This is a genomic window from Vibrio chagasii, from assembly GCF_002954585.1.
Lineage (GTDB): Bacteria > Pseudomonadota > Gammaproteobacteria > Enterobacterales > Vibrionaceae > Vibrio > Vibrio chagasii_A.
The window spans coordinates 223,307-248,821 of the sequence record NZ_MSCI01000002.1; the positions used below are offsets into that span (position 1 = coordinate 223,307).

At 44.8% G+C, this 25,515-nt stretch carries 23 protein-coding genes; 17 read left to right on the top strand and 6 right to left on the bottom strand.

What is annotated here, in order from left to right; genetic code table 11:
• Positions 1-9 precede the first annotated feature (9 nt).
• On the top strand, positions 10-786 hold the full coding sequence (gene yaaA, locus BTO10_RS09115) for a peroxide stress protein YaaA (RefSeq protein WP_063523373.1): 777 nt from the start codon (positions 10-12) through the stop codon (positions 784-786).
• A 114-nt stretch (positions 787-900) separates the two neighbouring features.
• On the opposite strand, the gene srmB is transcribed toward yaaA, so the two are convergent.
• Together srmB and BTO10_RS09125 are read right to left on the bottom strand one after the other, a co-directional pair.
• The gene (gene srmB / locus BTO10_RS09120) at positions 901-2,166 is read right to left on the bottom strand and encodes an ATP-dependent RNA helicase SrmB (protein ID WP_004739563.1); all 1,266 of its coding nucleotides are present in this window, start codon (positions 2,164-2,166) and stop codon (positions 901-903) included.
• Positions 2,167-2,273: 107 nt separating this feature from the next.
• Entirely contained in the window at positions 2,274-3,002 is a 729-nt protein-coding gene (locus BTO10_RS09125) for a tRNA1(Val) (adenine(37)-N6)-methyltransferase (protein ID WP_105024354.1), read from the bottom strand.
• Positions 3,003-3,316: 314 nt separating this feature from the next.
• Between BTO10_RS09125 and brnQ the strand changes: the two genes are divergently transcribed.
• On the top strand, positions 3,317-4,630 hold the full coding sequence (gene brnQ / locus BTO10_RS09130; protein WP_004739560.1) for a branched-chain amino acid transport system II carrier protein: 1,314 nt from the start codon (positions 3,317-3,319) through the stop codon (positions 4,628-4,630).
• Positions 4,631-4,753: 123 nt separating this feature from the next.
• Here the strand turns inward: brnQ and fldB are convergent, their stop codons facing one another.
• Positions 4,754-5,275, bottom strand: coding sequence for a flavodoxin FldB (fldB, locus tag BTO10_RS09135; protein WP_105024355.1), 522 nt, complete (start codon positions 5,273-5,275; stop codon positions 4,754-4,756).
• A gap of 150 nt (positions 5,276-5,425) precedes the next feature.
• On the opposite strand from fldB, the gene xerD reads away from it, so the two are divergent.
• The 8 genes from xerD to BTO10_RS09180 all read left to right on the top strand — a co-directional run bounded on the left by xerD (position 5,426) and on the right by BTO10_RS09180 (position 14,872).
• Positions 5,426-6,340 carry a site-specific tyrosine recombinase XerD gene (gene xerD / locus BTO10_RS09140; RefSeq protein ID WP_004739557.1) on the top strand — a complete coding sequence of 305 codons (915 nt, stop codon included), beginning with the start codon at positions 5,426-5,428 and terminating at the stop codon, positions 6,338-6,340.
• Between the two features lie 26 nt (positions 6,341-6,366).
• A complete protein-coding gene (locus BTO10_RS09145; RefSeq protein WP_004739556.1) occupies positions 6,367-7,146 on the top strand; it encodes a thioredoxin fold domain-containing protein in 780 nt (259 codons plus the stop codon).
• Between the two features lie 113 nt (positions 7,147-7,259).
• Complete coding sequence (gene recJ, locus BTO10_RS09150; protein ID WP_105024356.1) at positions 7,260-8,996, top strand: single-stranded-DNA-specific exonuclease RecJ; 1,737 nt, start codon at positions 7,260-7,262, stop codon at positions 8,994-8,996.
• A 235-nt stretch (positions 8,997-9,231) separates the two neighbouring features.
• Positions 9,232-10,330 (top strand): peptide chain release factor 2 gene (gene prfB / locus BTO10_RS09155; RefSeq protein WP_100205982.1). Its coding sequence is split into 2 segments (ribosomal slippage): positions 9,232-9,306 and positions 9,308-10,330, totalling 1,098 coding nucleotides; the frame shifts between segments, so codons are not numbered across the junction.
• 51 nt (positions 10,331-10,381) lie between these two features.
• Positions 10,382-11,914: a lysine--tRNA ligase gene (lysS, locus tag BTO10_RS09160; protein ID WP_105024357.1), complete on the top strand. Its 1,533-nt coding sequence runs from the start codon at positions 10,382-10,384 to the stop codon at positions 11,912-11,914.
• Positions 11,915-12,186: 272 nt separating this feature from the next.
• Positions 12,187-13,521, top strand: a complete 1,335-nt coding sequence (gene vpsR / locus BTO10_RS09165) for a cyclic-di-GMP-binding transcriptional regulator VpsR (protein ID WP_102426300.1) — start codon at positions 12,187-12,189, stop codon at positions 13,519-13,521.
• A 586-nt stretch (positions 13,522-14,107) separates the two neighbouring features.
• Complete coding sequence (locus BTO10_RS09175; protein ID WP_004739549.1) at positions 14,108-14,359, top strand: hypothetical protein; 252 nt, start codon at positions 14,108-14,110, stop codon at positions 14,357-14,359.
• A 201-nt stretch (positions 14,360-14,560) separates the two neighbouring features.
• Complete coding sequence (locus BTO10_RS09180; RefSeq protein WP_004739547.1) at positions 14,561-14,872, top strand: DUF6482 family protein; 312 nt, start codon at positions 14,561-14,563, stop codon at positions 14,870-14,872.
• 54 nt (positions 14,873-14,926) lie between these two features.
• Here the strand turns inward: BTO10_RS09180 and mutH are convergent, their stop codons facing one another.
• Positions 14,927-15,592: a DNA mismatch repair endonuclease MutH gene (mutH, locus tag BTO10_RS09185; RefSeq protein ID WP_105025582.1), complete on the bottom strand. Its 666-nt coding sequence runs from the start codon at positions 15,590-15,592 to the stop codon at positions 14,927-14,929.
• Between the two features lie 617 nt (positions 15,593-16,209).
• On the opposite strand from mutH, the gene rppH reads away from it, so the two are divergent.
• Genes rppH through BTO10_RS09210 form a run of 5 tightly spaced genes read left to right on the top strand, consistent with a single transcriptional unit; the run spans position 16,210 to position 21,518 of the window.
• Positions 16,210-16,728: an RNA pyrophosphohydrolase gene (gene rppH / locus BTO10_RS09190; RefSeq protein WP_004739545.1), complete on the top strand. Its 519-nt coding sequence runs from the start codon at positions 16,210-16,212 to the stop codon at positions 16,726-16,728.
• Positions 16,729-16,730: 2 nt separating this feature from the next.
• Entirely contained in the window at positions 16,731-18,980 is a 2,250-nt protein-coding gene (gene ptsP / locus BTO10_RS09195; RefSeq protein WP_105024358.1) for a phosphoenolpyruvate--protein phosphotransferase, read from the top strand.
• An 8-nt stretch (positions 18,981-18,988) separates the two neighbouring features.
• Entirely contained in the window at positions 18,989-19,780 is a 792-nt protein-coding gene (locus BTO10_RS09200; protein WP_004739541.1) for a sulfite exporter TauE/SafE family protein, read from the top strand.
• A gap of 55 nt (positions 19,781-19,835) precedes the next feature.
• Positions 19,836-20,657 (top strand): prolipoprotein diacylglyceryl transferase, encoded by an 822-nt coding sequence (gene lgt, locus BTO10_RS09205; protein WP_008221585.1) that lies wholly within the window; start codon positions 19,836-19,838, stop codon positions 20,655-20,657.
• A 9-nt stretch (positions 20,658-20,666) separates the two neighbouring features.
• On the top strand, positions 20,667-21,518 hold the full coding sequence (locus BTO10_RS09210; RefSeq protein WP_105024359.1) for a thymidylate synthase: 852 nt from the start codon (positions 20,667-20,669) through the stop codon (positions 21,516-21,518).
• A 509-nt stretch (positions 21,519-22,027) separates the two neighbouring features.
• On the opposite strand, the gene BTO10_RS09215 is transcribed toward BTO10_RS09210, so the two are convergent.
• Complete coding sequence (locus BTO10_RS09215) at positions 22,028-23,173, bottom strand: Na/Pi symporter (RefSeq protein ID WP_105024360.1); 1,146 nt, start codon at positions 23,171-23,173, stop codon at positions 22,028-22,030.
• A gap of 389 nt (positions 23,174-23,562) precedes the next feature.
• Here BTO10_RS09215 and nhaR point away from each other — a divergent pair, with 389 nt between their 5' ends.
• Positions 23,563-24,453: a transcriptional activator NhaR gene (nhaR, locus tag BTO10_RS09220; protein WP_004739533.1), complete on the top strand. Its 891-nt coding sequence runs from the start codon at positions 23,563-23,565 to the stop codon at positions 24,451-24,453.
• Positions 24,454-24,553: 100 nt separating this feature from the next.
• Positions 24,554-24,847: an ArsR/SmtB family transcription factor gene (locus BTO10_RS09225; protein WP_004739532.1), complete on the top strand. Its 294-nt coding sequence runs from the start codon at positions 24,554-24,556 to the stop codon at positions 24,845-24,847.
• A gap of 307 nt (positions 24,848-25,154) precedes the next feature.
• Here BTO10_RS09225 and rpsT read toward each other — a convergent pair whose 3' ends face one another.
• Positions 25,155-25,415: a 30S ribosomal protein S20 gene (gene rpsT / locus BTO10_RS09230; protein WP_004739529.1), complete on the bottom strand. Its 261-nt coding sequence runs from the start codon at positions 25,413-25,415 to the stop codon at positions 25,155-25,157.
• Positions 25,416-25,515 lie beyond the last annotated feature (100 nt).

Genomic DNA, 25,515 nt, shown 5'->3' on the forward strand with positions numbered 1-25,515 from the left:
GGTAAAGTTATGTTAGTTGTCGTGTCTCCAGCCAAAACACTTGATTACGAATCACCATTAGCGACAGAACGCTTTAGTCAGCCTGAGTTTGTTGAACACTCTGCTGAACTGATTGAAGAGTGCCGCAAGCTGACACCAGTAGATGTCTCTGCATTGATGAAAGTGAGCGATAAGATCGCAGGGTTGAACGTAGCGCGCTTTGAGCAGTGGAGCGAAACTTTTACCCAAGAGAATGCACGTCAAGCCATCCTTGCTTTCAAAGGTGATGTATACACAGGCCTAGACGCTGAAACACTGTCGGATGAAGATTTTGACTATGCGCAGAACCACCTGCGTATGCTTTCTGGTCTTTACGGCTTACTAAAGCCACTTGATTTGATGCAACCTTACCGTCTAGAAATGGGCACGCGTTTAGCGAATGCTCGCGGTACTAACTTGTACCAGTTCTGGGGCAATATCATCACAGACAAGCTGAATGAAGCGCTGAATGCTCAAGGCGACAATGTGCTGATCAACCTAGCATCTAACGAGTACTTCAAAGCGGTAAAACCAAAGAACTTGGATGGCCAAGTGATTACACCGGTATTCAAAGACTGCAAGAACGGTCAATACAAGGTGATCAGTTTCTACGCGAAAAAGGCGCGCGGCATGATGGCTCGCTACATCATTGAGAACAAAGTGGACTCAATTGAAGCACTGACTAAGTTTGATACCGCGGGTTACTACTTCGTAGAAGAAGAGTCGAATGCGAAAGAGCTTGTCTTCAAGCGTGAAGAGCAAAACTAGGCGTTATTGATTCGAGGTAGTCGCGCTTTAAGGCGAGATACCAACTAGATATAGAAAAGCCCCATGCAGTTCGCTGCGTGGGGCTTTTTGTTGAATCATTCAAAAGTTAGCAGATTACTTTTTCTTTGCAGCTTTCTTTTTCTTGGCGATTTTTTTCTTCTTCGCGAGCTTCTGCTTCTCTAATGCTTTCTTATCTTCTTTCTTTGGTTTCTTTTTCTTCGTTACCGTGGCTTTCTTGTGCGTTGGACGCATGCCTTCAACGAAGCGCTCTTTGATTGCTTCTTTGGTGTAACGAGCAACGCGTTCAATCATCAATTGATCGTGCGCTTCGATTAGAGAAACCGCATTACCTTTTTTACCAGCACGAGCCGTACGGCCAATTCGGTGTAGGTACACATCAGCTGTGCGTGGCATGTCGTAGTTAATTACGTGGCTTACATCTGGAAGGTCTATACCACGAGCCGCTACGTCAGTTGCTAGCAGTACGTTTACAGTGCCATCACGGAAACGAGCAATCGCATTGTTACGACGATCTTGAGGCATCTCGCCTTGAATCCAAGCACATGGAATCTGAGCGCTCTCTAGTAGTGCGCGCAGGTCACCTAAGCGCTCACGAGTCTTTAAGAAGACGATACTACGCTCAGCTTCTTTAGTAATGATGTGTTTTAGCAGCTCGAGCTTATGCTCTGCTGTGTCTGCACGGTGATACCACTGAGTAATCTTTTTACGCTCACGCAGTGATGATTTTGCATCGATCTCTGCTGGGTTGTTCAGTAGGTCTTCAGTGAAACCTTCAACACCTTTACCTTCTAGCGTTGCTGAGAAAAGTAAAGTTTGCTTACGCCAGCGACACTCTGCAGATAGGCGATCAACAACAGGACCAAAGCCCATGTCTAGCATGCGGTCTGCTTCATCTAGGATCAGCCATTCAATTGCACGACAATCAAAGCGCTCAGCTTCGATGTATTCCATTAGGCGGCCTGGAGTCGCAACAACGATGTCTTGGGTAGTGCCAAGAATGTCTGCGTGCTCTTGGTACATCACACCACCAGTGATGGTGAAGATGTTCAGTGCAGTGTATTTCGCAAGCTCACGAGCTTGGTCAGTGATCTGCATTGCTAGCTCACGCGTTGGTGTCAGGATAAGCATACGAGCAGGGCCCGCTTTCTTACGAGGGAAATCCTGAAGGTACTGCAGTGCTGGCAGTACGAATGATGCTGTTTTACCTGTACCTGTTGGCGCAGATGCCAAAACGTCTCTTCCATCTAACGCTTGTGGGATTGCTTCAGCTTGTATCTGTGTTGGGCGTTCGTAGCCCATTTCGTCAATTGCTTTAAGCAGCTCTTGGTTTAGATCGAGTTCTGCAAAGGTTCTGATCACTGTTGTTTCTCCACAAGCAATAAATGTTTCTGCCTCAAAAAGCAGACGATAAAAAAGAGTAGTCGGACATTATAGAAGCATTAGTGATTAGGATCACATGGTATTTGCTACATCTTGAGATAAAAATCTTTGGTAAGTGCAATAAATGCCTCGCTATAACCACCTTGATGGTGAATGGTAAGCGATTCACACTGCAAATCTTGCTCGCATGCAGGATCTTTCGATAACTCAAAAAGAATTCGACTTGCGGGTTTCTTGTCTGTTGTTTTGACATCAAGACGCTTAGCTAAGTGCCAACCGCACTGTTTAGCAAGCTTGATGAAACCTTCTCCCTCAGGCGTTGGCAGTATAAAACTGGCCGTCGCAGTTTCGGTTGTGATCTCGAAACATCGCTTGGCAAGTTGCAGGTGATCCAAGCTGTCAGTGTGTCTAGCAGTTGCTCTTTGGCTCTGCTGTGATTGCTCTCCTGAGTTGAAGTAGGGTGGGTTGCAGATTATCGCGTCAAACTTTTTCGGAAAGTCGGTGGTGAGCACGCTGCCATCATGCAGAGTGATGCGATCTTGCCATGGAGACTGCTCAATATTAATGGTCGCAGCTTCAATCGCGTGTGGGTCAATATCGATCGCGGAGATCGAGACGTCTGTAAAACGCTGCGCGGCCATCAAAGCCAAAAGCCCGGTGCCTGTTCCAATATCGAGTGCCAAGGACTTAGGCGCAATGCTTACCCATGCGCCAAGTAGTACACCATCGGTACTGACTTGCATACCGCTTTGCCCACCGTAAATTGAGAATTGCTTAAAATTGAAGCTTTTAGTCTGCACGATTTTGTCTTTCATGAATGTTCTGAGTATCGAGATATTTTAAGTGATTAGCTCTAATGTTAACCATTCGTATGGATCAATGTTCTGCTTGATAAGCTATTGTTGTGAATTATGGTTAGTTTATAATTGTGGCTATTTTTTTATATCCAGTGGAATCCACTGCTTTTGGTTGATATATGCAAATTTATATGGTGTTTTTGTGTGGTGACTTGCAGCTAGCCAAGTGTTTCGTCATTATGCGCGACTATTTTATAGATTGAGTGGCAGCTTTTCGCTGTAACATTCACGTAAGCACAACATAAATTCATAAATATAATTAAGGATTATCTGTGAAACAGAGTCTAAAACTAACAGATATAATGGCATTGGGCTTTATGCTTTTTGCGTTTTTCTTGGGTGCGGGTAACATCATCTTCCCACCTCTAGCTGGCCAATTGGCTGGTGATCACTTTTTTCCAGCGATGTCTGGTTTCCTGCTGACTGCCGTTGGTCTGCCGTTAATCACTATCGTAGCCGTTGCACTTGCGGGTGGCTCTTGGGATCATCTAACTAAAGATCTTCCTAAGAAAGCAGCGACTATCATGGCTGTGTTGATCTTCATTATCATCGGTCCTGCATTTGCTGCACCACGTACCGGCCTTGTTGCTTATGAGATGGCGGTGAAACCGTTCTTCATTGATGCCTCTCAAGCTCACCTAACATTCTTTTCTATCGCATTTTTTGTGGTTGCCATGTTCTTCTCATGGTCTCAAGGTAAGCTAATTGACGTTATCGGCAAGGTTCTAACACCAGCACTTTTCATCGGTTTAGTTGTACTGGCGGTTGCTGTATTTGTTAACCCTCAGGGCGATATTCTTGGTGCTCACGGTGAATACATCACTCAGCCATTAACAAAAGGTTTCCTTGAAGGTTACAACACCATGGATACTTTTGCTTCACTGATGTTTGGTATGCTGATTGTGGACTCTATCCGCAGCAAAGGCATCACTGACCGTGCAGCAACGACTAAGTACCTGATCAGCGCAGGTTGTATTGCTGCGGCGGGTCTAGCATTCGTTTACATTTCTCTGTTCTACCTGGGCGCAACTAGCGCAACAGTAGCTGCGGGTGCTGACAACGGCGGTGCGATCTTAAGCCTATACGTTCAATCACTGTTTGGTCCTTCAGGTCAGCTAGTGCTTTCTGTCATCGTACTACTAGCGTGTCTAACAACAGCGATTGGCCTTGTGTCTGCGTGTTCTGACTACTTCAGTTCACTAACGCCGCTGTCTTACAAAACTTGGGTAATCATCAACGGTGTTGCTTGTGCAACGGTAGCGAACGTTGGTCTTTCTCAGCTTATTTCTCTGTCTGTTCCTGTACTGTTTGCGCTGTACCCAGTAGCGATCGCATTGGTAGCACTGACGTTCTTGCGTAGCCGTTTCCCTAATCCAAAAGTGGCGTACCGCGTTGTGGTATTAGTGTCATTGATGTTTGCTCTTATTGATGGTGCGAAAGTAGCGGGTGTTGATGTATCAGCACTGAAGATGCTCCCTCTGTTCGAGATCGGTATGGGTTGGTTACTGCCAACGGCTGCAGCAATCATCTGTATGTTCTTTGTTGGTAAGTCAGCAGAGCAAGAGATAGCAGAAGAGACGATTTAATCTCTGATTGAGATTAGATAGTTATTCTGGATGACATAGAAAAGGCCTCATTACTTCGCAGTAGTGAGGCCTTTTTGTATTCTGTCAGTTTTGAACTGAGTAGCTTGTGGAGAGCTTTTGTACTTACAGCTTCTCGCTGTACTCAACCAGAACTTGTTCAACCCAGCTCGCTATACGCTCGTCGCTCAGTTCGTATTGTGAGTCTTCATCAAGCGCCAAGCCGACGAAATGTGATTGGTCTTCAGTGAGCGCTTTAGACGCCTCGAATTCGTAGCTGTCGTCGTTTGGCCAGAAGCCAACAAATTGAGCTCCGGCCGTTTTTAGTTCGTCATGCAATAGACCCATTGCATCCAAGAACCACTCGCCGTAACCCTCTTGGTCACCTAAGCCAAACAGTGCCACAACCTTACCTTTTACTGGTGTCGTCGCGATATCGTCCCAAAGCTCATTCCAATCTTCTTGGATTTCGCCAAAGTCCCACGTAGAAATACCCAGCAGTAATAGGTCGTAGTCTGCCATTAATGAAAGCGGAGTCTCTTTCACGTTATGGATATCAACTAGGTCTTCACCAATAATGCCGCGAATTTTTTCTGCTGCCATTTCTGTGTAGCAGGTGGTTGAGCCGTAAAATAATCCAATTTTCATAGCAAACTTTCGATTTTAATTTCAGATGGCGAATTCTAACCATAAATCGACTTCGATTGCAGCGATTATCCGCTCAAGGTGTAATTTTTATGGCATTCATATTTGCTCTGGCATACTCTCAAAACAGTTTCCAATATTGTGAGTAACACTATGCAGTCGCCGCAAGGGCAGAGCGCAGACCACGGTCTAGTTGAGCAGTTTTTAGATGCTATGTGGATGGAGCGAGGGTTATCAGAGAATACTCTTGTCTCGTATCGTACTGATTTATCCAAACTATTAACTTGGATGGAACAGAATAATTATCGCCTCGACTTTATTAGTCTGTCTGGGTTACAGGATTACCAAAGCTGGTTGGTTGATGCGGATTTTAAGCAGACCTCCCGTGCACGGATGTTGTCGGCGATTCGTCGTTTGTTCCAATACCTGCATCGTGAGAAAGTCAGAGCGGATGATCCGAGTGCGTTGTTGATCAGCCCTAAGCTGCCACAACGTCTGCCAAAAGACCTAAGTGAAGAGCAAGTGGATGCTTTGCTCGATGCGCCCGATCCGAATGACCCGATTGAACTTCGCGATAAGGCGATGCTTGAGTTATTATATGCAACCGGTTTGCGTGTTACGGAGCTGGTCAGCCTGACGATGGAAAACATCAGCCTAAGACAGGGCGTGGTGCGTGTTATTGGTAAAGGCGGTAAAGAGCGCTTGGTGCCAATGGGCGAAAATGCTGTGGACTGGATTGAGAGTTTTATCGAACAAGGGCGACCGCAACTGCTTGGTGAAAACAGCTCAGATGTGGTTTTTCCAAGTAAGCGAGCTAAGCAAATGACCCGTCAGACGTTTTGGTATCGTATTAAGCATTACGCGATTGTCGCGGGTATTGACACAGAATTGCTGTCCCCGCACGTTTTAAGACACGCTTTTGCTACTCATTTACTGAACTATGGTGCCGATCTTAGGGTCGTACAGATGTTGCTTGGGCATAGTGACTTATCGACAACCCAAATTTATACTCACGTGGCGACCGAAAGGCTGAAGCAAATTCATACTCAGCATCACCCACGTGCTTAAATCCATTTATTTTTAAGGTGAACTTAATGAGCGTATTACGCCGTCTTCCTCTATTAGCGCTACCGCTGATGATCACTGCATGTAATGCATCAGAAGCGAAAGTAGAACAAACCACAACAGCTGCAGAGGTTGCTTCAGCTCAAGACATTGATACCGCAGCGCTAACCAAGCGTTTTGAAAAAATCGGCATCAAGGTTAATAAGATTGTTCCTTCGGATATTGATGGCCTGCTAGAGATTCAAACCAACAGTGGCATTATCTTCTCATCTCCAGCGGGCGATCATTTTTTAGCGGGTACACTTTACTCTCTGGATGAGAACGGCAAATTCAGCGATGTATTGGCAGAGCGTCAAGCGCCTATCAATGCTGAGAAAGTAGCGGCACTGTCTGATACGGCTATCGAATACAAAGCAGATAACGAAAAGTATGTTGTGACAGTGTTTACTGACATCACGTGTGGCTACTGTGTTCGTCTACACAGCCAGATGCAGGGCTACAATGACCTCGGTATCACGGTGCGTTACATGGCATACCCACGTCAAGGTGGTACAGGCCAAGTGGCAGACCAAATGGCGGCTATCTGGGCTTCTGACGATCCAAAAGCTGCAATGCACAATGCTAAGGTAGAGCGTAAGATGCCAGCTTCAAGCAAAGACCTTGAAGAGAAGAAACAGATCATCGCTAAGCAGTACCAACTAGGCCGTGAGCTTGGTATTAATGGTACACCTGCAATCGTATTGGCAAGCGGTGAGTTGGTGAGCGGTTACTTACCTCCAGCACAGTTGCTTCAGCGTCTAGAGCAGTAGCCTCTAGCAGAGCTGTCACAGTCGCCATCAGTTAATATGGCGACTTTATTACTCATTTATTCCCATGTTTTTGATTTAAGGAGTGGCCTGATTGATATCAGGCCCATTTTTATATGATAGAGATTCAACGCCGTCCTGAGGTCGACATTTCCGTTTTACCTGCTCATTTACCAGATCTGCTAAAACGCATCTATGTGAGCCGCGGAGTCAACAGTGCAGACCAACTTGAGACTGCAGCGAAAGGTCTACACTCCTATCAAAAACTGGGCGGCATTGATGCTGCCGTTGAATTGTTGTTTAAGGCGATTCAGCATCAAAAACGCATTATTGTGGTTGGCGACTTTGATGCCGATGGAGCAACCAGCTCTGCGCTGTCGGTACTTGCGCTGCGAATGCTTGGCAGTTCAAATGTTGACTACCTTGTACCAAACCGTTTTGAAGATGGCTATGGCCTCAGCCCTGAAGTGGTGGAACAAGCAATCGAGATTGGTGCGGAAGTGATCATGACGGTTGATAACGGTGTCTCTTCTATTGAAGGGGTGCGTTTTGCCAAAGAGAAAGGTTTAGAAGTTCTGGTCACTGACCATCACTTACCGGGCAGTGAATTACCTATGGTTGATGCGATGGTGAACCCGAATTTAGAGAGCTGTGCATTTCCGTCTAAAGCGCTCGCTGGTGTTGGCGTGGCTTTCTACCTGATGATGGCACTGTGTGTGCACATGCGTAAACTAAATTGGTTTGCTGAACGTGGCATGACAGAGCCTAAGTTGATGGAGCTGATTGACCTCGTCGCTTTAGGTACGGTTGCGGACGTGGTGCCACTTGATGAAAACAACCGAATCTTGGTACACCAAGGCTTGCAACGTATTCGAGCGGGTAAGGCTCGTCCGGGTATTCAAGCCTTGATTGAGATTGCCAAGCGAGATGCAAAGCGTTTGGTCGCTTCGGATTTTGGTTTTGCACTGGGCCCTCGTATCAATGCCGCAGGTCGACTTGACGACATGTCGTTTGGTGTTGAGCTGCTAATGAGCAACAACATCCACGCTGCCCGTCGCATGGCGAGCGAGCTTGATGGTTTGAACCAGACTCGTAAAGAGATTGAAGAGGGCATGAAACAAGAAGCGATGGCTTTTTGTGAGCGCCTTGAATTTGGTAAAGACGATCTACCTTCGGGTTTGGCACTATTCCAACGTGACTGGCACCAAGGTGTGATTGGTATTTTGGCTTCGCGTATCAAAGACAAATACCATCGCCCTGTGATTGCGTTCGCCGATGGTGGAGAAGGGAGCATTAAGGGCTCTTGCCGCTCGATACCAGGTTTGCACATGCGCGATGCACTAGACCGTATCGACACTCAAAACCCAGGCTTGATTATTAAGTTTGGTGGTCACGCAATGGCGGCTGGCTTAACGATCATGGAAAAGGACTTTGAGCGCTTTAGCAAACTGTTCAACGATGTTGTGAAACAAGAACTCGGAGAAACGGCACTTAAGGGCATCATCTTATCTGACGGTGAATTGTTACCTGAAGAGTTCTCTATGCACACCGCTGAGACGCTGCGCGCGGGTGGTCCTTGGGGGCAAGCATTCCCAGAGCCAATCTTCGATGGTGAGTTTAAAGTACTGCATCAAAAGCTGGTAGGTGAAAAACACCTGAAGTTGATGTTAGAGCCACTATACAAAGGTCACCCAACCAATGTCATGATCGATGGTATCGCTTTTAATGTTGATTTACGTCGCTGGCCAGATGCTTCAGTGAAAACTGTGCATCTTGCCTATAAGCTGGATATTAACGAGTTTCGTGGTAACCAGTCATTGCAGTTAATGGTTGACCACATCGAAGCAAAATAGCCGCTTTCACCGAGAGTACGGCTTTCATCGCACTATTCTAATAACAAGCTCGGCGCCGAATTCCGGGCTTGTTTTGCCTCTGCTTTATGCCTAAATCGCGCTAATTTCTGAGCTAAAAACTTTATATTGTTGTAAGTGACTGAATATTGGTTTGCCTTCTAAAAATTTCTGTATCTCCGTCACACTTTTGAGTACAATTCTCCGGTTAAATTCTACTCATAAATGATGAGCTAAAATGTTTGAAATCAATCCTATAAAAAACCGTCTACAGGATGTGTCTGAGCGCACAAATATCCTGAGGGGGTACCTTTGACTATGACGCTAAGAAAGAGCGTCTAGAAGAAGTAAACGCAGAATTAGAACAACCGGATGTATGGAACGAACCTGAGCGTGCTCAAGCGCTAGGTAAAGAGCGTTCTGCACTGGAAGCGGTAGTAGAAACGATTGACCAACTTGACCAAGGGGTTGAGGATGTTGATGGCCTACTAGAGCTAGCGGTTGAAGAAGAAGATCAAGAAACGTTCGACGAAATTGAACCAGAACTAGCGGAGCTTGAAGCTAAGCTAGGTAAACTTGAGTTCCGTCGTATGTTCTCTGGTGAGCATGACGCTTCAGATTGCTATATCGATCTACAGTCGGGTTCAGGTGGTACTGAAGCACAAGACTGGACTTCAATGATGCTACGCATGTACTTACGTTGGGCGGAAGCGAAGGGCTTCAAAACTGAAGTTATCGAAGTATCTGAAGGTGAAGTTGCTGGTTTGAAAGGTGCAACAGTACGTATCTCTGGTGAGTACGCGTACGGTTGGTTACGTACAGAGACAGGTGTTCACCGTCTAGTTCGTAAATCACCATTTGATTCAAGCGGCCGCCGTCATACATCATTTGCTTCTGCGTTTATTTACCCAGAGATTGACGACAACATTACGATTGATATTAACCCTTCTGATTTACGTATTGACGTATACCGTGCTTCGGGCGCTGGTGGTCAGCACGTAAACACCACTGAGTCTGCGGTACGTATTACTCACGTTCCAACTAACACAGTGGTTCAATGTCAGAATGACCGTTCGCAGCATAAGAACAAAGATCAAGCGATGAAGCAGCTACGTGCTAAGCTTTTTGAGCTTGAGATTCAAAAACAAAATGCTGAAAAACAAGCGAACGAAGATACTAAATCAGACATCGGTTGGGGCAGTCAAATCCGCTCTTACGTACTGGATGATTCACGTATCAAAGATTTACGCACTGGCATTGAAAACCGTAATACTCAAGCGGTTCTTGATGGCGACCTAGATAAATTTATCGAAGCTAGCCTGAAATCAGGTTTATAAGCTTTTCACCGACAAAACTATTTTCATAAAGAAAGACAGGATACATCGAAAATGACTGATGCTGTTCAAAACGAAAACGCACAAGAAGGCTCTTTACCTGAAGAGAATAAGCTAATTGCTGAACGTCGTGCCAAGCTGGATCATATCCGCAAGAGCTGCAAAGCAAACGGCCACCCAAATGACTTCCGTCGTGAGCACCTAGCTGGCGACCTTCAAGCGGAATTCGGTGAAAAGACTAAAGAAGAACTAGAAGAGCTAAACCACATTGTTGCTATTGCCGGTCGTGTAATGGCTAAGCGTGGTCCATTCCTAGCTATTCAAGAGACGTCTGGCCGTATCCAAGCATACGCAGCAAAAGACGTACAAAAAGTACTTAAAGAGCAGTACCAAGGCCTAGATATCGGTGACATCATCGGCGTTAAAGGTGCACTTCACAAGTCAGGTAAAGGTGACCTTTACGTGAACATGGAAGAGTTCGAACTGCTAACTAAAGCACTTCGCCCTCTACCAGAGAAGTTCCACGGTCTAACTGACCAAGAGATGCGTTACCGTCAGCGTTACGTTGACCTAATCGTGAACGAAGATTCTCGCAACGCATTCATCGTACGTTCTAAGCTTGTTTCTTCAATCCGTAACTTCATGAGCTCAAAAGGCTACCTAGAAGTTGAAACGCCAATGATGCACGTGATCCCTGGTGGTGCAACTGCACGTCCATTCATCACTCACCACAATGCACTAGACATCGATATGTACCTACGTGTTGCTCCAGAGCTTTACCTGAAGCGTCTAGTAGTGGGTGGTTTTGACCGTGTATTCGAGATCAACCGTAACTTCCGTAACGAAGGTCTATCGCCACGTCACAACCCAGAATTCACAATGATGGAGTTCTACCAAGCATACTCTGACTACAAAGATCTGATGGATCTAACAGAAGAGATGCTAAGCACTGCGGCTATGGACGTTCTTGGTTCTACTTCTATGCCTTACGGTGACGAGACAGTAGAGTTTGGTGGTAAGTACGCTCGTATGAGCATGTTTGAAGCAATCAAACACTACAACCCTGAGCACGCTGAGATTCAAGCGCTAACAGAAGAAGATCTACAAGACCGTGAGAAGATGGTAGCAATCGCGAAATCTGTACACGTTGAAGTAGAGACATTCTGGACATGTGGTCAGCTTCTAGAAGAGATCTTTGGTGAAACGGCTGAGCCTCAGCTAATTCAACCAACGTTCATCACTGGTTACCCTGCGGACATCTCTCCTCTAGCTCGTCGTAGCGATGACAACCCGTTCTTCACAGACCGTTTTGAGTTCTTTATCGGTGGCCGTGAAGTAGCAAACGGCTTCTCTGAGCTTAACGATGCAGAAGACCAAGACGAGCGTTTCAAAGCACAAGTTAACGCGAAAGACGCAGGCGATGATGAAGCAATGTACTACGATGCAGACTACATCACAGCACTTGAGCACGGCCTACCGCCAACAGCGGGTCAAGGTATCGGTATCGACCGTCTAGCAATGCTATTCACAAACACGCACACAATCCGTGACGTGATCTTGTTCCCGGCAATGCGCCCACAAGCGTAATTATCGCTTACGGGTTATCGCAGCCCAATCCAATAAAAAAGCCACCTTCGGGTGGCTTTTTCTGTTTTTAGGCCTCAAAACCCAGCCTGTACCGCACTCTTGATTCGAAAAATCATTATTTCTGACATAGTCTTACTAATGAGACATAAAATCTAAGATAGTCTCTCTACTATAGGTTTCTGCATTGAATACGATCTCGCGGCATTTTGCCACGCGAATAAGCGGTGACTCGTATTAGCCTGATTTAAATAAAAATAGAATAAGGAAGAAGGATGGGAACTCAATTTAAGATGGATTCCTTGCCAGGTTCTCTTATCGTCGTTGGTGGTGCGTACGAACCCTGGTTATCTGTATTAGAGCAAGTGGGTTGGCAGTGTACCCAGTGTGCCGATTTACGAAAAGCGGATGCCTTGATTAATGAAATTGGTCCATGTATTGGCATTGTGGATCTTAGCCATGATGAATTCAGCCTTAATGGTATTGCTAACCTTGTGAGTAACAACAAGCAGGTAAGATGGCTCGCGTTTATCCGTGAGTCTCAATTAAGTTCAGATACGATCTGCCAATTTATCGTTAACTTTTGTATCGACTTTTTCACTGCTCCGATCCCAGACGCCCAGTTGTTAAGCACCATTGGTCACCAGTTAGGAATGCTTAAGCTTGAGCAGAAGGTATGGCCAAACTATGGCATCAACAACAATATGGGGTTACTAGGCGACTCTGTGGCTGTGAAACGCTTAAGAGACCAAGTGAAGCGTATTGGCCCAACGGATGTCAGTATTCTGATTTATGGAGAGAGCGGCTCAGGTAAAGAGACGATTGCGCGCTCTATTCATCAAAACTCCTCACGATCTCAAAAGCCATTTCTAACGGTGAACTGCCGTGCCTTGTCTGAAATGAGAATAGAATCTGAGGTATTTGGTATCTCCGAACAGCCAATGTCTTCTCCTTGTATGTTAGAAGAGGCTGATGGCGGCACCATCTTGCTCAATGATGTTTTGGCGATGCCACGTAATCAACAGTTGAATCTGCTGCGTTTTTTACAAGAAGGCAAGATTGAAACGGCTGATGGACCTAAGTCTGTTGATGTACGTATTCTGGCAGCAAACTCGTCTGATATCGAAAAAGCCTTAATCGAAGGGGATTTCAACGAAGAGCTTTATCACTACATTAATGTGCTACGCATTCATGTACCGAGCCTCAAAGAGCGCGTGAGTGATATTTCCGTATTAGCCAATCATTTCCTACGAGAGTATTCGAAAGAGTTTAACGCTCAGGCAAAGAGTTTTTCAGAAGATGCTATTCGCTCGATGAATCGCTATCACTGGCCTGGCAATGTTCGCGAATTGATGAACCAGATAAAGCGCGTTGTGTTGATGTCGGATGCTGTAATCATTGAGGAGCAGCAGCTTGACCTGCCAAAGCAGAATGATGAGCGACGCAGTTTGAAGAGCATTCGCGAACGTTCAGAGCGTGATGCCTTACTGATCGTCTTGGAATCTTATGGTGGACAGGTTTCATTAGCCGCTAAGGAACTGGGTGTGTCACGGGCAACCATGTACCGTTTACTGAATAAGCATAGTCTGATTTCTGAGGGGGTTGTGTAGAACTCCCCTCTAAGTCATTAAATCTGTTAGTGTAAATTTGAGAGCCACGCATGATGCGTGGCTTTTTTGTTGCTAATTGCTGCCTTTATGTTCGAACAATCGAGAGATGAACTCTTGGTCATTAAGAGAGATATGCTGTGATTTTATATAATCATAGTGAATATCTTATATATAAATGAATATGCAACTGATATTTTAGGTGAATGCATTGTTTTGAAAATGTTAACCAGTTATAGGTTGAATAATATACTCACTTGGTTAGACTTTAACCGTGAAAGCAACGTTTTAACAAAGACTTGTCTGCTTTTACTCCCCTATTTCTTTTTGGATTTTTTAGTTAGCTTGGAGGCGCAAATGAAACATTTCGATTTTATACAGCATATTTGCGCTTCGTTTGATCCGTGTTCTGACATGGTGACTGTTATGTCACAAATTTCAGCCATGGCCGATCGAAACACCCAAGATAAACCTAACTAATAGATCCGTATCCTTATTTGGCTGCGGAAAAATAGCAGCTAAGTGAGAAGCCCTCATACTATCTAACACGCTATTTTTCCTCAGTTTATTCAACAACTGGAGAGTTATTATGCGTCACTCAGTATATTTAAAATTAGCAACAGCCCTTATCCGTGCCGATCTTCGTCGTGAAGAGCGGGAATGGCAGCGAAAAGTGCGTCGTAGTTCACTAGACCTACCATGGCACAACGCTCATTTGTTAAGAGATATTGGCTTTGAGACCGATGGTCGTCCAATTGGTTTCTCTGAACCTGAAGTAGTCACAATTGAACGTCGCGTTCGTCACCTTCGTCGTGTCCTTAGTGCGCGAATACCGACGTAATCTGTAGGGGTTGATAGCACCATCAACCCCTTAAATAATCGACAGTGATGGTTAGGTGTCAAAGTGGGAGCTTTGAACTAGAACTGGCAAAAAGAGAGAAGCACTGGCTTCTCTTTTTTGCTTTTTTAAGCGTGAAAGATCAACCCACCCTAGTAAACAAAAAGAGTTCTACTAAGCTATAGAGAGCAAGGGAGGCCTGTTATGCAAAAGCATCAGTTAGACATGTGGTTACATGGAGATCACAAAGACTCGTACCAGACACCGAAAGTGTACGTTATTGGCTGTTCTGACATCTCAGAGTATCTACTAGCCGTGGAGTACAAACACAAGCTAGAGCCAGTAAAACAAGATGGTGAACCGCTTCACTTTGGATCTTTGGATCAAGTGAAAGAGGAGTTACTCCGGCTAGGCTTTGAGAAGGCCTACCTTCGTTTACACAATGCTTACGACGAATTTGGTAATGAGCCAAGTCAAAGCTACTGCGATATTGAATTAGCGTTGAAACCTCATTAGATACAAGCCCTTAGCACCTTACTTTTTAGTCATTGATGCATGACTATGAAGATACTACGCGTAGTGTGTCGTGAGTATGTTATGAGTAAATTGAGTTCGTAAATAGAATCCACGAGGTTTGGTTTTGATTGGCTTTCCACTCGCACCATAGGCCTCGGTCAAAACGCGGCTGTTTGCGGCCTTTGGACGCAGATGCAGTGCTTCTCCATGCCTTGCAGTGATCTGTTCAACATTCCCTAAAACGATCAACTCCATCAGCTCTTCCCAATCTCTTTTCAGTATTTCGTCTTCAGCCTCGCTTGGCGTCCACAACAGTGGTGATCCAACGTGTCTCTCTGCCAATGGGATTTCTCTTTCACCTTCTACTGGAATCCACAACACTTTAGATAGCTTGTTACGAACGTGGCTGATTTCCCATGTCAGCCCTTGCACACCCATTAATGGTGCAACACAAACAAAGGTGGTTTCGAGTGGCTTACCAGAATAGCCAATAGGAATGCTCTTAAGTTCGATGCCTAGTTTCGCGAAATCCTGTTCTGGTTTACTGCCAGCAGGTGCGCCCAAGTGCCACTCTAACAGCTGTCCAACCCATCCTTTATCTCGCTTTAGATCGTTAGGCATGTCCATCTCTGCTTCATCGGCGAGCTCTTTGAAGGTCATCCCGGCGATCGCATACGCTCGCTCTAACAGCTCTTCTTGTGTTTGTGGTTCTGGTTTCATAATAAAAAGCATGATCAAAAAAAACGATTTTATCAGAAGTTATCACCAAATGACGACTGGTTAAGAAATGATCCCCTAGCCTGAAAAGGGATCAAAGTTAGGGTTATCCACAGGACATAAAGGTGATTAATTGAAATATTAATTTAGTGGATAAATAAACAGGGGTTTTTGGTGGATAAAATGCTTGCCAAATGGGGTGTAAAATGAATCTTTCACTTGGCAGTGTGGATAAACACCGGGGTGGTTGATCTTTGAGCAGCTTGTGTTTTCAAAAGATCTTTTGGTTTTTTATTGTTCTTTGTTTTTGTGTTTTATATTTAAGTGTTTGTTTTTTGTGTCTTTAATTTTTGTTTTCTCCGAGGTGTTGTGTTGGTGTTGATGAATCTATGGATTAAAAAAAACGATTGCGACTAATTCTTCACATAGTTATTCACAGAAAAGGTGAATAAATGTGGTCTAGGTCTCACTATTGTGTGGGTAACTCAAATTTGAGCAAAACTTATCCATATCCACAGATAATATTCATAAATATAGCGCTTATCACGTCACTAAGTTTGCTCCAATTGGGGATATGTGGAAAAATCAGTGTAATTAAAAATTTAGATAGAGGTTGGCCAGTGATAGATGGCGATGGTTACCGATTAAATGTTGGTATTGTAATCTGTAACAACCATGGTCAGGTCTTCTGGGCTAAACGATACGGGCAACATTCATGGCAATTCCCTCAAGGGGGAATAGATGAAGGTGAAACTCCGGAACAGGCAATGTACCGTGAGTTGTATGAAGAGGTTGGCCTTACTAAAAAGGATGTCAAGATCGTCGCGACAAGTCGTCATTGGTTACGCTACAAGCTACCCAAACGACTGGTTCGATGGGATTCTAAACCTGTCTGTATTGGACAAAAACAGAAGTGGTTCCTTTTACGCTTAGATTGCGATGAATCGCGTATCAATATGCAGCGTGGGAGTACACCTGAGTTTGATGGTTGGCGCTGGGTGAGTTACTGGTACCCAGTTCGACAAGTTGTTTCTTTTAAGCGAGACGTTTACCGTCGAGCGATGAAAGAGTTCGCATCTTTAGCAATGCCGTTTAAAGAGCGAAAAACAAAAGGAAAACGCAAATTGCGTAGAGGTTAAGCATGCTCAGTCAACTAAGGGAAATAGTTGAACACGTATCAAGAGTTGAAGATGTATCAACAGCACTTGATATTCTAGTTAAAGAGACATGCAGTGCGATGCAGACGGAATGTTGCACCGTGTATTTAGCCAATAATGATATGCAGCGCCTTGAGTTGATGGCAACTCAAGGCCTGATCTTTGAAGGGAATAGTATTCACATTGGTTTCGATGAAGGTCTGGTTGGCCTAGTCAAACGAAGCGCTGAACCTATTAACCTTGCACAAGCGTCTGCTCACCCTGCTTATAAGTTTTTTCCAGAACTTGGAGAAAACATTTACCACTCTTTTCTTGGCACTCCCATTATCCATCGCAAGCAAGTGCTTGGTGTATTGGTTATCCAACAAAAGACGCCTCGTTTATTCAGCGAGATGGAAGAGTCTTTCCTTGTTACGCTCTCAGCTCAACTTGCGGTTATTGTGGCGCACGCCCAAACCCAAGGTCATTGGCTGTTGGAGCAACAGAAGCTGCCAGGCATCAAAGGTATTGCTGCCTCATCTGGGGTTGCCATTGGTGATCTGTGGTGGGATAACACTCAACCTGAATTAACGGATGTGTATCCTGCTTCGACGCTCAATATTGAGCGCGAACAAGAGTTACTGGCAGTGGCAGTTGAAAATGCCCTCAACGACTTTAAACGCATGCGAAAGCGCCTAGACAGTGAAATCAATAAAGACGCATTAGCTATCTTTGATCTGTTTACGCACTTACTCAACGATCCTATGTTGCGTAAGGATCTAAAAAGTCAGATTCAGAAAGGCGATAAAGCGGACTGGGCACTAAGGCAGGTAGTCGAGAGTTATTCCAATCGCTTTGCTCGTATGTCGGATGTTTATCTGCGTGAAAGGGCACAGGATATCCGAGAGCTCGGTCAAAGGCTGTTGTATTTCCTCCATAACTCCGAATATGAGCTTCGTACCTTAGATAAACCTATTATCCTGGTAGTTCGTGAGTTAACGGCTTCTGTATTAGCGTCGATTCCAAAAGAGAAGCTGTTGGCAGTGATCTCTTTGGAAGGGGCGGCGAACTCGCATGCTGCGATTTTATCTCGTGCGCTTGGCATCCCTTCGGTGATGGGAGTTAACATTAACCTCGAGCAAGCGAATGGCAAGCAAGCCATCGTCGATGGTTATAGTGGCGAGATCTTTATCGAGCCGACCAAGAGCCTGCTCAAAGAGTATCGAGGGCTGATTCTTGAAGAGAGTGAACTCTCCTCAATGGTCAATCGCGAGCTGTATCTACCTGCGAAAACCCAAGATGATCAACAGGTTGAAATCCTACTTAATGCAGGCTTGAGCGCTGATACCAATATTGCCATCAATCAAGGCGTTGATGGGGTTGGCCTGTATCGAACGGAAATTTCCTTCTTATTACAACAACGTTTCCCATCAGAGGATGAACAGTTTAAGCAGTATCGCTCTGTACTTTCTAGCTACCCAAATAAACAAGTGGTGATGCGTACGCTCGATATTGGTGGTGATAAGGCATTACCTTACTTCCCAATCGAGGAAGACAATCCATTCCTTGGCTGGCGTGGTATTCGCTTTACGCTGGATCATCCAGATATCTTCATTATCCAACTGCGTGCCATGTTACGTGCGAGTTGTGAAAGCCACAACTTGAGCATTCTGCTACCGATGATCTCGGGCGCTCAGGAGTTGGATGACGCACTACAGTTGATTGAGCAAGCGTATGATGAAGTGCATGAACTTGATAATCGAGTACGAATGCCTCGTATCGGTATCATGATTGAAGTGCCTTCGATGCTCTATCTGCTACCGCTGATTGCTGACAAGGTCGACTTTGTCTCTGTTGGTACCAATGACTTAACCCAATATTTATTGGCCGTTGACCGGAACAATTCTCGAGTCTCTGATGTCTATGAATCTATGCACCCTGCTGTGATCATGGCATTGAAACAGATTCATGATACTTGTAAGCAATATCAATTACCTGTGTGTATTTGTGGAGAGCTAGCCGGTGATCCAATGGGTGCATTGTTACTGCTTGGATTGGGTTATCAGACGTTAAGTATGAACACCTCGAATGTGGCTAGAACCAAGTATTTGATTCGTCAATCTAACTTGAGCGAATTACAGGATTTGGCAAATAAGGCACTTTCAAAGCCGTATGGCAGTGACATCTATAGTATGATGCTGAACTATTTCGAAGAGCGTGAATTTACAGGCTTCATTCGAGCAGGTAAAAAATAGGAATTAACGTGTCATATGAACTGATAGGCTTGCTGGCAGGCCTTGGTGCTGTTGTTGGTGTTTTAGCTGGCTTGCTAGGTATTGGCGGTGGGTTGTTGGTGGTTCCGGCCTTACTGTTCTTGCTCCCGAAAGCGGGTATTCCTCAAGAGTTTGCAATGCAAATGGCATTAGCGACCTCGCTATCTACCATTATTGTTACGTCAGGATCGTCTGCGATTAACCACTTAAAGTTGGGTAACGTAGAGATATTTGTCGTGAAGTGGTTAATGCCAGGGGTTGTGATTGGCGGTTTTCTTGGTTCCTTTGTAGCTGACGTTATTCCTTCTCAGTACTTGCCTAAAGTTTTTGGTGTGATTGTGTTAGTGCTGGCACTGCAGATGCTGTTGTCGATTCGCTCTAAGAGCCAGAAAGCGATGCCAGGCTCTGCGACAACCATGTTATGTGGTGGTGGCATTGGTTTGGTTTCAAGCCTCGCGGGTATTGGTGGCGGCTCGTTGTCTGTACCTTTCCTTAACCATCATGGTGTGGAAATGCGTAAGGCGGTGGGTTCATCTTCAGTGTGTGGTTTTGTTATCGCTATCTCTGGGATGCTAGGCTTTATTTGGCATGGCTCGTCTGTCGAGGGGCTGCCCGCGTTTAGCCTTGGTTATGTCTACCTACCTGCCTTGGTTGCGATATCGTGCACATCAGTAATGACCACACGAGTGGGTGCGAAGCTGGCTACGCAATTACCAACACCAGTACTTAAGAAGTTCTTTGCGGTATTTTTAATGTTTATAGCAGCGACCATGCTGCTGTAGTGTCTTTCGTTAGCGATTGAGCTAACCGTTATTCAATTTAGATAGAGAGCCAAGTATGTCTCAGGGTTTTATTGAATTCCCAAATATCGATCCTGTTCTTATTGAACTAGGACCAATCTCAGTTCGTTGGTACGGCCTAATGTACCTTGTCGGTTTTATGTTTGCTCTTTGGCTAGCAAATCGCCGAGCTGATCAGCCGGGTAGCGGTTGGACTCGAGAGCAAGTCTCAGACTTATTGTTCGCTGGCTTTCTAGGTGTGGTACTTGGTGGTCGTATTGGCTACGTACTGTTCTACAACTTTGACCTTTTCCTAGCCGATCCTCTTTACCTATTTAAGGTATGGACTGGCGGTATGTCTTTCCACGGCGGCCTGCTTGGTGTTATTACCGCAATGTTCTGGTATGCGAAAAAGAATGGTCGCACTTTCTTTGGCGTGGCCGACATGATTGCACCATTGGTGCCTTTTGGTTTAGGCATGGGGCGTTTAGGCAACTTCATGAACAGTGAACTTTGGGGCCGTGTTACAGATGTGCCATGGGCAATCGTATTCCCGAATGGCGGTCCACTTCCTCGCCACCCATCTCAGCTTTATGAAATGGCACTTGAAGGCATTGTGCTGTTCTTCATCTTGAACTGGTTTATTAAAAAGCCACGTCCTCTTGGTTCTGTATCAGGGTTATTCCTTGCAGGATATGGTACATTCCGCTTCTTAGTAGAATACGTACGTGAACCAGATGCTCATCTAGGCTTGTTCGGCGGGTTTATCTCTATGGGACAAATCCTGTCACTGCCAATGGTTATCATCGGTGCGCTGATGATGGTTTGGGCATACAAGCGTGGTCACTACAAAGACGAATTACCACAACAAACGAAGTAAGGAATTGGTGTGAAACAGTATTTAGATCTCTGTCAGCGTATCGTTGATAACGGTACTTGGATTGAAAATGAACGCACAGGCAAGCGCTGCCTAACCGTAATCAATGCTGACCTTGAATATGATGTTGGCAACAACCAGTTCCCACTTGTCACTACGCGTAAGAGCTTTTGGAAAGCTGCTGTTGCTGAACTGCTTGGCTACATTCGCGGTTACGACAACGCTGAAGATTTTCGCAAACTAGGTACAAAAACTTGGGATGCAAACTCGAACTTGAACGAAGCATGGCTGAACAATCCTTACCGTAAGGGTGAAGATGACATGGGGCGTGTTTATGGCGTTCAAGGCCGAGCATGGGCAAAGCCTGATGGTGGTCATATCGACCAACTGAAGAAGATTGTAGATGACCTGACGAATGGTATCGATGACCGTGGTGAGATCTTAAACTTCTACAACCCAGGCGAGTTCCACATGGGCTGCTTGCGTCCGTGTATGTACAGCCACCATTTCTCTCTACTTGGTGACACTCTGTACCTAAACAGTACTCAGCGTTCTTGTGATGTTCCACTAGGTCTGAACTTCAACATGGTTCAAGTGTATGTGTTCCTAGCGATTATGGCGCAAATCACAGGCAAAAAAGCGGGTATGGCTTACCACAAGCTAGTTAATGCTCATATCTATGAAGACCAACTGGCACCTATGCGTGATATTCAGCTGAAGCGTGAGCCTCTAGCGGGCCCAACGTTCCACATCAACCCTGAGATTAAGTCTCTAGAGGATTTAGAAACTTGGGTAACGATGGATGACTTCTGGGTTGAAGGTTACGAATGCCACGAAGCGATTAAGTACCCATTCTCGGTTTAACCAAATTCGTTTTGTTTGATTGAAAGGCTGCCACTGTGCAGCCTTTTTTATTTAAGGGGCAGTGATGAGTAACCGGGTCTCGATATGCGAAGATCAGGAGCAGATAAGGGTAAACGAGACTAGGGATACGAAGAGCATCTTTAGTTTGAGAGGTAGGTTAGATATTAAATAAGAAAATTAGAGTTCGAGTTTTTCGCCATTCGTACCTGGCTTTATCTCTTCGTTACCCGTTTACTCTCATCTTGAATCTTTTTTCAATTCGTCATTCCCTAGACTGACGAAGGAAGGAGTAGGGAATCTCTGGGTGCTATGCGCTGCGTAGATTCCCTATCCCGCTCGTTCCTCGCTGTAGGGAGTGACGAGGGTATATATAGGTGCGAGTAAACGGGCTCTTCGTTACTCGTTTACTCGAATCCCGCATCTTTTTTGTTCCCCGCATCTGCTCTTAACAAAGAAAAAGCCCGCAACCTAGGTTGCGGGCTTTGCTATAAGCGATGTGTATTTTGCTATTAAGCAGTCAGAGACAAGATTGTGCCTGGCAGTACAAGGAATACCGCAACAAGGTAACCGGCAACAACAGCTTTGTTCTTCACAGCCATGTCTGAAATCATGTCTGCCGCTTTAACTGGTAGCTCACGTAGGAACGGGATACCGAAGATGAATACCGTTGCCATGATGTTGAACACCAAGTGTACTAGAGCAATCTGAAGTGCGAATACTGCGAACTCACCAGATACTGCTGTTGCTGCAAGTAGAGCGGTAATACATGTACCGATGTTTGCGCCTAGAGTGAATGGATAAACATCACGTACTTTAAGAACACCTGAGCCTACTAGTGGAACCATCAAGCTTGTTGTCGTTGAAGAAGACTGAACAAGGATAGTAACGATAGAGCCAGAAGCGATACCGTGGATTGGACCACGACCAATTGCGTTCTTAAGAATCTCACGAGCACGACCAACCATTAGGCTCTTCATCAGCTTACCCATAACAGTGATAGCTACGAAGATAGTTGCGATACCTAAAGCGATAAGCAGGATGCCGCCAATCGTGTCGCCAAATGTTGATAGAGGCTCTTTAATTGCGCTTACTACTGGTTTAGTGATCGGCTTGATGAAGTTAAGGCCCTTCATGCTCATATCACCTGTTGCTAGCATCGGAGATACCAACCAGTGAGAAATCTTCTCTAGAATACCAAACGCCATCTCTAGCGGTAGGAAGATAGCTACGGCCAATAGGTTAAAGAAGTCGTGAATCGTCGCACTTGCGAATGCACGCTTGAACTCTTCTTTACAACGAACGTGACCAAGGCTAACTAGCGTATTGGTTACTGTAGTACCAATGTTTGCCCCCATGATCATAGGGATTGCTAGCTCAACAGGTAAACCACCTGCCACAAGGCCAACGATAATTGAAGTAACTGTACTTGATGATTGAATAAGTGCGGTTGCAACTAAACCAATCATTAAGCCTGCAACTGGGTGTGAAGCAAATTCAAAAAGAACTTTTGCTTGTTCGCCTGTTGCCCATTTGAAGCCTGTTCCAACCATTGAAACTGAAAGTAATAGTAGGTAAAGCATGAATGCCAAGTTAGCCCAGCGTAGCCAACGAGTTGTGCTCGAAATCGGCGCTGCTGCAGTAGTAGCTTGGTTCATAATGTTTTCTCCATAGGACCGTTTAAGTCTGTGTTTGGTCTGTTTGTTTAATCTGAGCGTGATGTTAGAGGGGAAATATTTCAGTAATATTACATTTTGGTTGAGGTAGGACTTTTTTGTGATGATTTACTGTTTAAATATTCTGACAGTAAATATGATTGTTTTAAGTGTTTGTTTATAAATGATTTTATTGCGGTTTTTGATGGGTGATATAGATCTTAAAAGTTAGAAAAAAATTGAGAAAATTGGCGTTAATATTACATTATGAAATCAAACACTTCGAAAAAATTAGCAGTTAAATGGTTTTATAGTTGGTTTTTCCGAGTTTGTTGAGCGGAGGTGTCATATTTGATATAAAAAGGAATCGACTCTTTTATTACGGCACACCTATGTCGCACCTCAACTATAACCATCTTTATTACTTCTGGATGGTCTGCAAGCAAGGTTCTGTTACCAAAGCAGCAGAAGCTCTATTTCTCACACCTCAAACGGTCACTGGCCAGATAAAAGCATTAGAAGAGCGAATGGACGGTAAGCTGACCAAGCGCAATGGTCGCAGTGTTGAACCAACAGAGCTTGGGCAGTTGGTTTTCAAATACGCGGATCGTATGTTTGGTCTGAGCTACGAAATGCTGGATATCGTGAACTACAGTCAGCACTCAAATATCCTGTTTGATGTCGGTGTGGCAGACGCTCTTTCGAAACGACTGGTTAGTAAGATCTTGATGTCGACGATTCCTGAAGATAACAGTATCCACCTTCGCTGTTTTGAATCGACTCACGAAATGCTGCTTGAACAGCTCTCTCAACATAAGCTCGATATGATCTTGTCTGACTGCCCAGTGGACTCTAGCCAAAGCCCAGGCTTATTCAGCAAGAAGTTGGGTGAGAGTGGTATGAGCTTCTTCAGCTCTGGTGAAGTGAAAGGGGTTAATTTCCCAGCCGTATTAGAGCAAAGAAAGTTGTTGATCCCAGGAAGTCGAACCTCTATGGGGCGCAAGATACTGCAATGGTTTGATAGACAGGGTCTAAAACCGGATATTTTGGGTGAGTTTGATGATGCAGCACTGATGAAAGCGTTCGCTCGTTACCACCATGATGCTATTTTCTTAGCACCAACCTTGTACATGTCTGAAGTGGAGCAAGACACCTCCTTGCAATTATTAGGCGGTATTGAAGAGTTAAAAGAAGAGTACTATGTCATTTTTGCTGAGAGGATGATCCAACATCCAGCCGTAAAAAATGTATGTGACGCAGATTTTAGCAAATTGTTCGAATGAGGTAGTTTGTTAATGAATTGATATCGACTATGATAACCCCGCAATATGCCGTAAATACTGATAGCCCGTAGTTGGCGTAAAGGTTGTAGGGAGCCAAACTATGAACTTAAAAGAGATGGAGAAGAATTCAGCACAAGCTGTGATTCTACTCAAAGCCATGGCCAACGAACGTCGCTTACAGATTTTGTGCCTTTTACATGGTACTGAGCTGTCGGTTGGGGAGTTGTGTGGCAAGTTGGAACTGAGTCAATCGGCTTTATCTCAACATCTTGCTTGGTTGAGAAGAGATGGTTTGGTCGATACTCGTAAAGAAGCTCAAACCGTGTATTACACATTGAGCAGTGAAGAAGTAAAAGCAATGATTAACCTACTGCATGGTCTATATTGCAAGTAGTTTATTGTTGGTAAGAAAAGTGGTTTCTTATCAGGAATAAGGTCGACACAAGGAAGTGTCAGTATTTCGCGTCGAACGTTTAAAGCTGTCTGTTCACTATCTATTTTAGCTACTTATCTACTTTCTAGCTATTTAGTCATTACCTATCTATTTGACTCTTCTCTGTTTTATTCCCTATCGATATCTGAGTCTGTTCGTTATTTTTAACTACTGTCAGTCAGTCGTTTCATTGTGCTACTCAAAATTCAGATATAAAAAAACCGGCCTAAGCCGGTTTTTTTCGTTTTGCGTTGTAATCAAATTTCTATTAAAGAGCTTTGATTGCAGCAGCGAAACGAGACTTATGACGTGCAGCTTTATTCTTATGAATAAGGCCTTTAGTCGCCATACGGTCAAGAAGTGGTGTAACTTCTACAAGAGCAGCAGTTGCAGCTTCTTTATCACCAGCTGCGATAGCTGCGATAGTCTTTTTCATGTAAGTGCGCATCATAGAACGACGGCTAGCGTTGTGCTGGCGACGTTTCTCAGCTTGGATAGCGCGCTTCTTAGCAGATTTACTGTTTGCCAAGGGTCTAACTCCCAAAAACTTAGTTCGGTGACAATTTAAGGGCGAGGACTATCCCTCATTAGCGCTTAATTGTCAAATGATTTGTGCAAAAACCAATCGT

Bases quoted from the DNA above. Each gene is read 5' to 3' on its own strand.
- yaaA (WP_063523373.1), top strand. From the start codon at position 10: ATGTTAGTTGTCGTGTCTCCAGCCAAAACACTTGATTACGAATCACCA.
- BTO10_RS09125 (WP_105024354.1), bottom strand. From the start codon at position 3,002: ATGAAAGACAAAATCGTGCAGACTAAAAGCTTCAATTTTAAGCAATTC.
- fldB (WP_105024355.1), bottom strand. From the start codon at position 5,275: ATGAAAATTGGATTATTTTACGGCTCAACCACCTGCTACACAGAAATG.
- xerD (WP_004739557.1), top strand. From the start codon at position 5,426: ATGCAGTCGCCGCAAGGGCAGAGCGCAGACCACGGTCTAGTTGAGCAG.
- BTO10_RS09145 (WP_004739556.1), top strand. From the start codon at position 6,367: ATGAGCGTATTACGCCGTCTTCCTCTATTAGCGCTACCGCTGATGATC.
- recJ (WP_105024356.1), top strand. From the start codon at position 7,260: ATGATAGAGATTCAACGCCGTCCTGAGGTCGACATTTCCGTTTTACCT.
- lysS (WP_105024357.1), top strand. From the start codon at position 10,382: ATGACTGATGCTGTTCAAAACGAAAACGCACAAGAAGGCTCTTTACCT.
- vpsR (WP_102426300.1), top strand. From the start codon at position 12,187: ATGGGAACTCAATTTAAGATGGATTCCTTGCCAGGTTCTCTTATCGTC.
- BTO10_RS09175 (WP_004739549.1), top strand. From the start codon at position 14,108: ATGCGTCACTCAGTATATTTAAAATTAGCAACAGCCCTTATCCGTGCC.
- BTO10_RS09180 (WP_004739547.1), top strand. From the start codon at position 14,561: ATGCAAAAGCATCAGTTAGACATGTGGTTACATGGAGATCACAAAGAC.
- mutH (WP_105025582.1), bottom strand. From the start codon at position 15,592: ATGAAACCAGAACCACAAACACAAGAAGAGCTGTTAGAGCGAGCGTAT.
- ptsP (WP_105024358.1), top strand. From the start codon at position 16,731: ATGCTCAGTCAACTAAGGGAAATAGTTGAACACGTATCAAGAGTTGAA.
- lgt (WP_008221585.1), top strand. From the start codon at position 19,836: ATGTCTCAGGGTTTTATTGAATTCCCAAATATCGATCCTGTTCTTATT.
- BTO10_RS09215 (WP_105024360.1), bottom strand. From the start codon at position 23,173: ATGAACCAAGCTACTACTGCAGCAGCGCCGATTTCGAGCACAACTCGT.
- nhaR (WP_004739533.1), top strand. From the start codon at position 23,563: ATGTCGCACCTCAACTATAACCATCTTTATTACTTCTGGATGGTCTGC.
- BTO10_RS09225 (WP_004739532.1), top strand. From the start codon at position 24,554: ATGAACTTAAAAGAGATGGAGAAGAATTCAGCACAAGCTGTGATTCTA.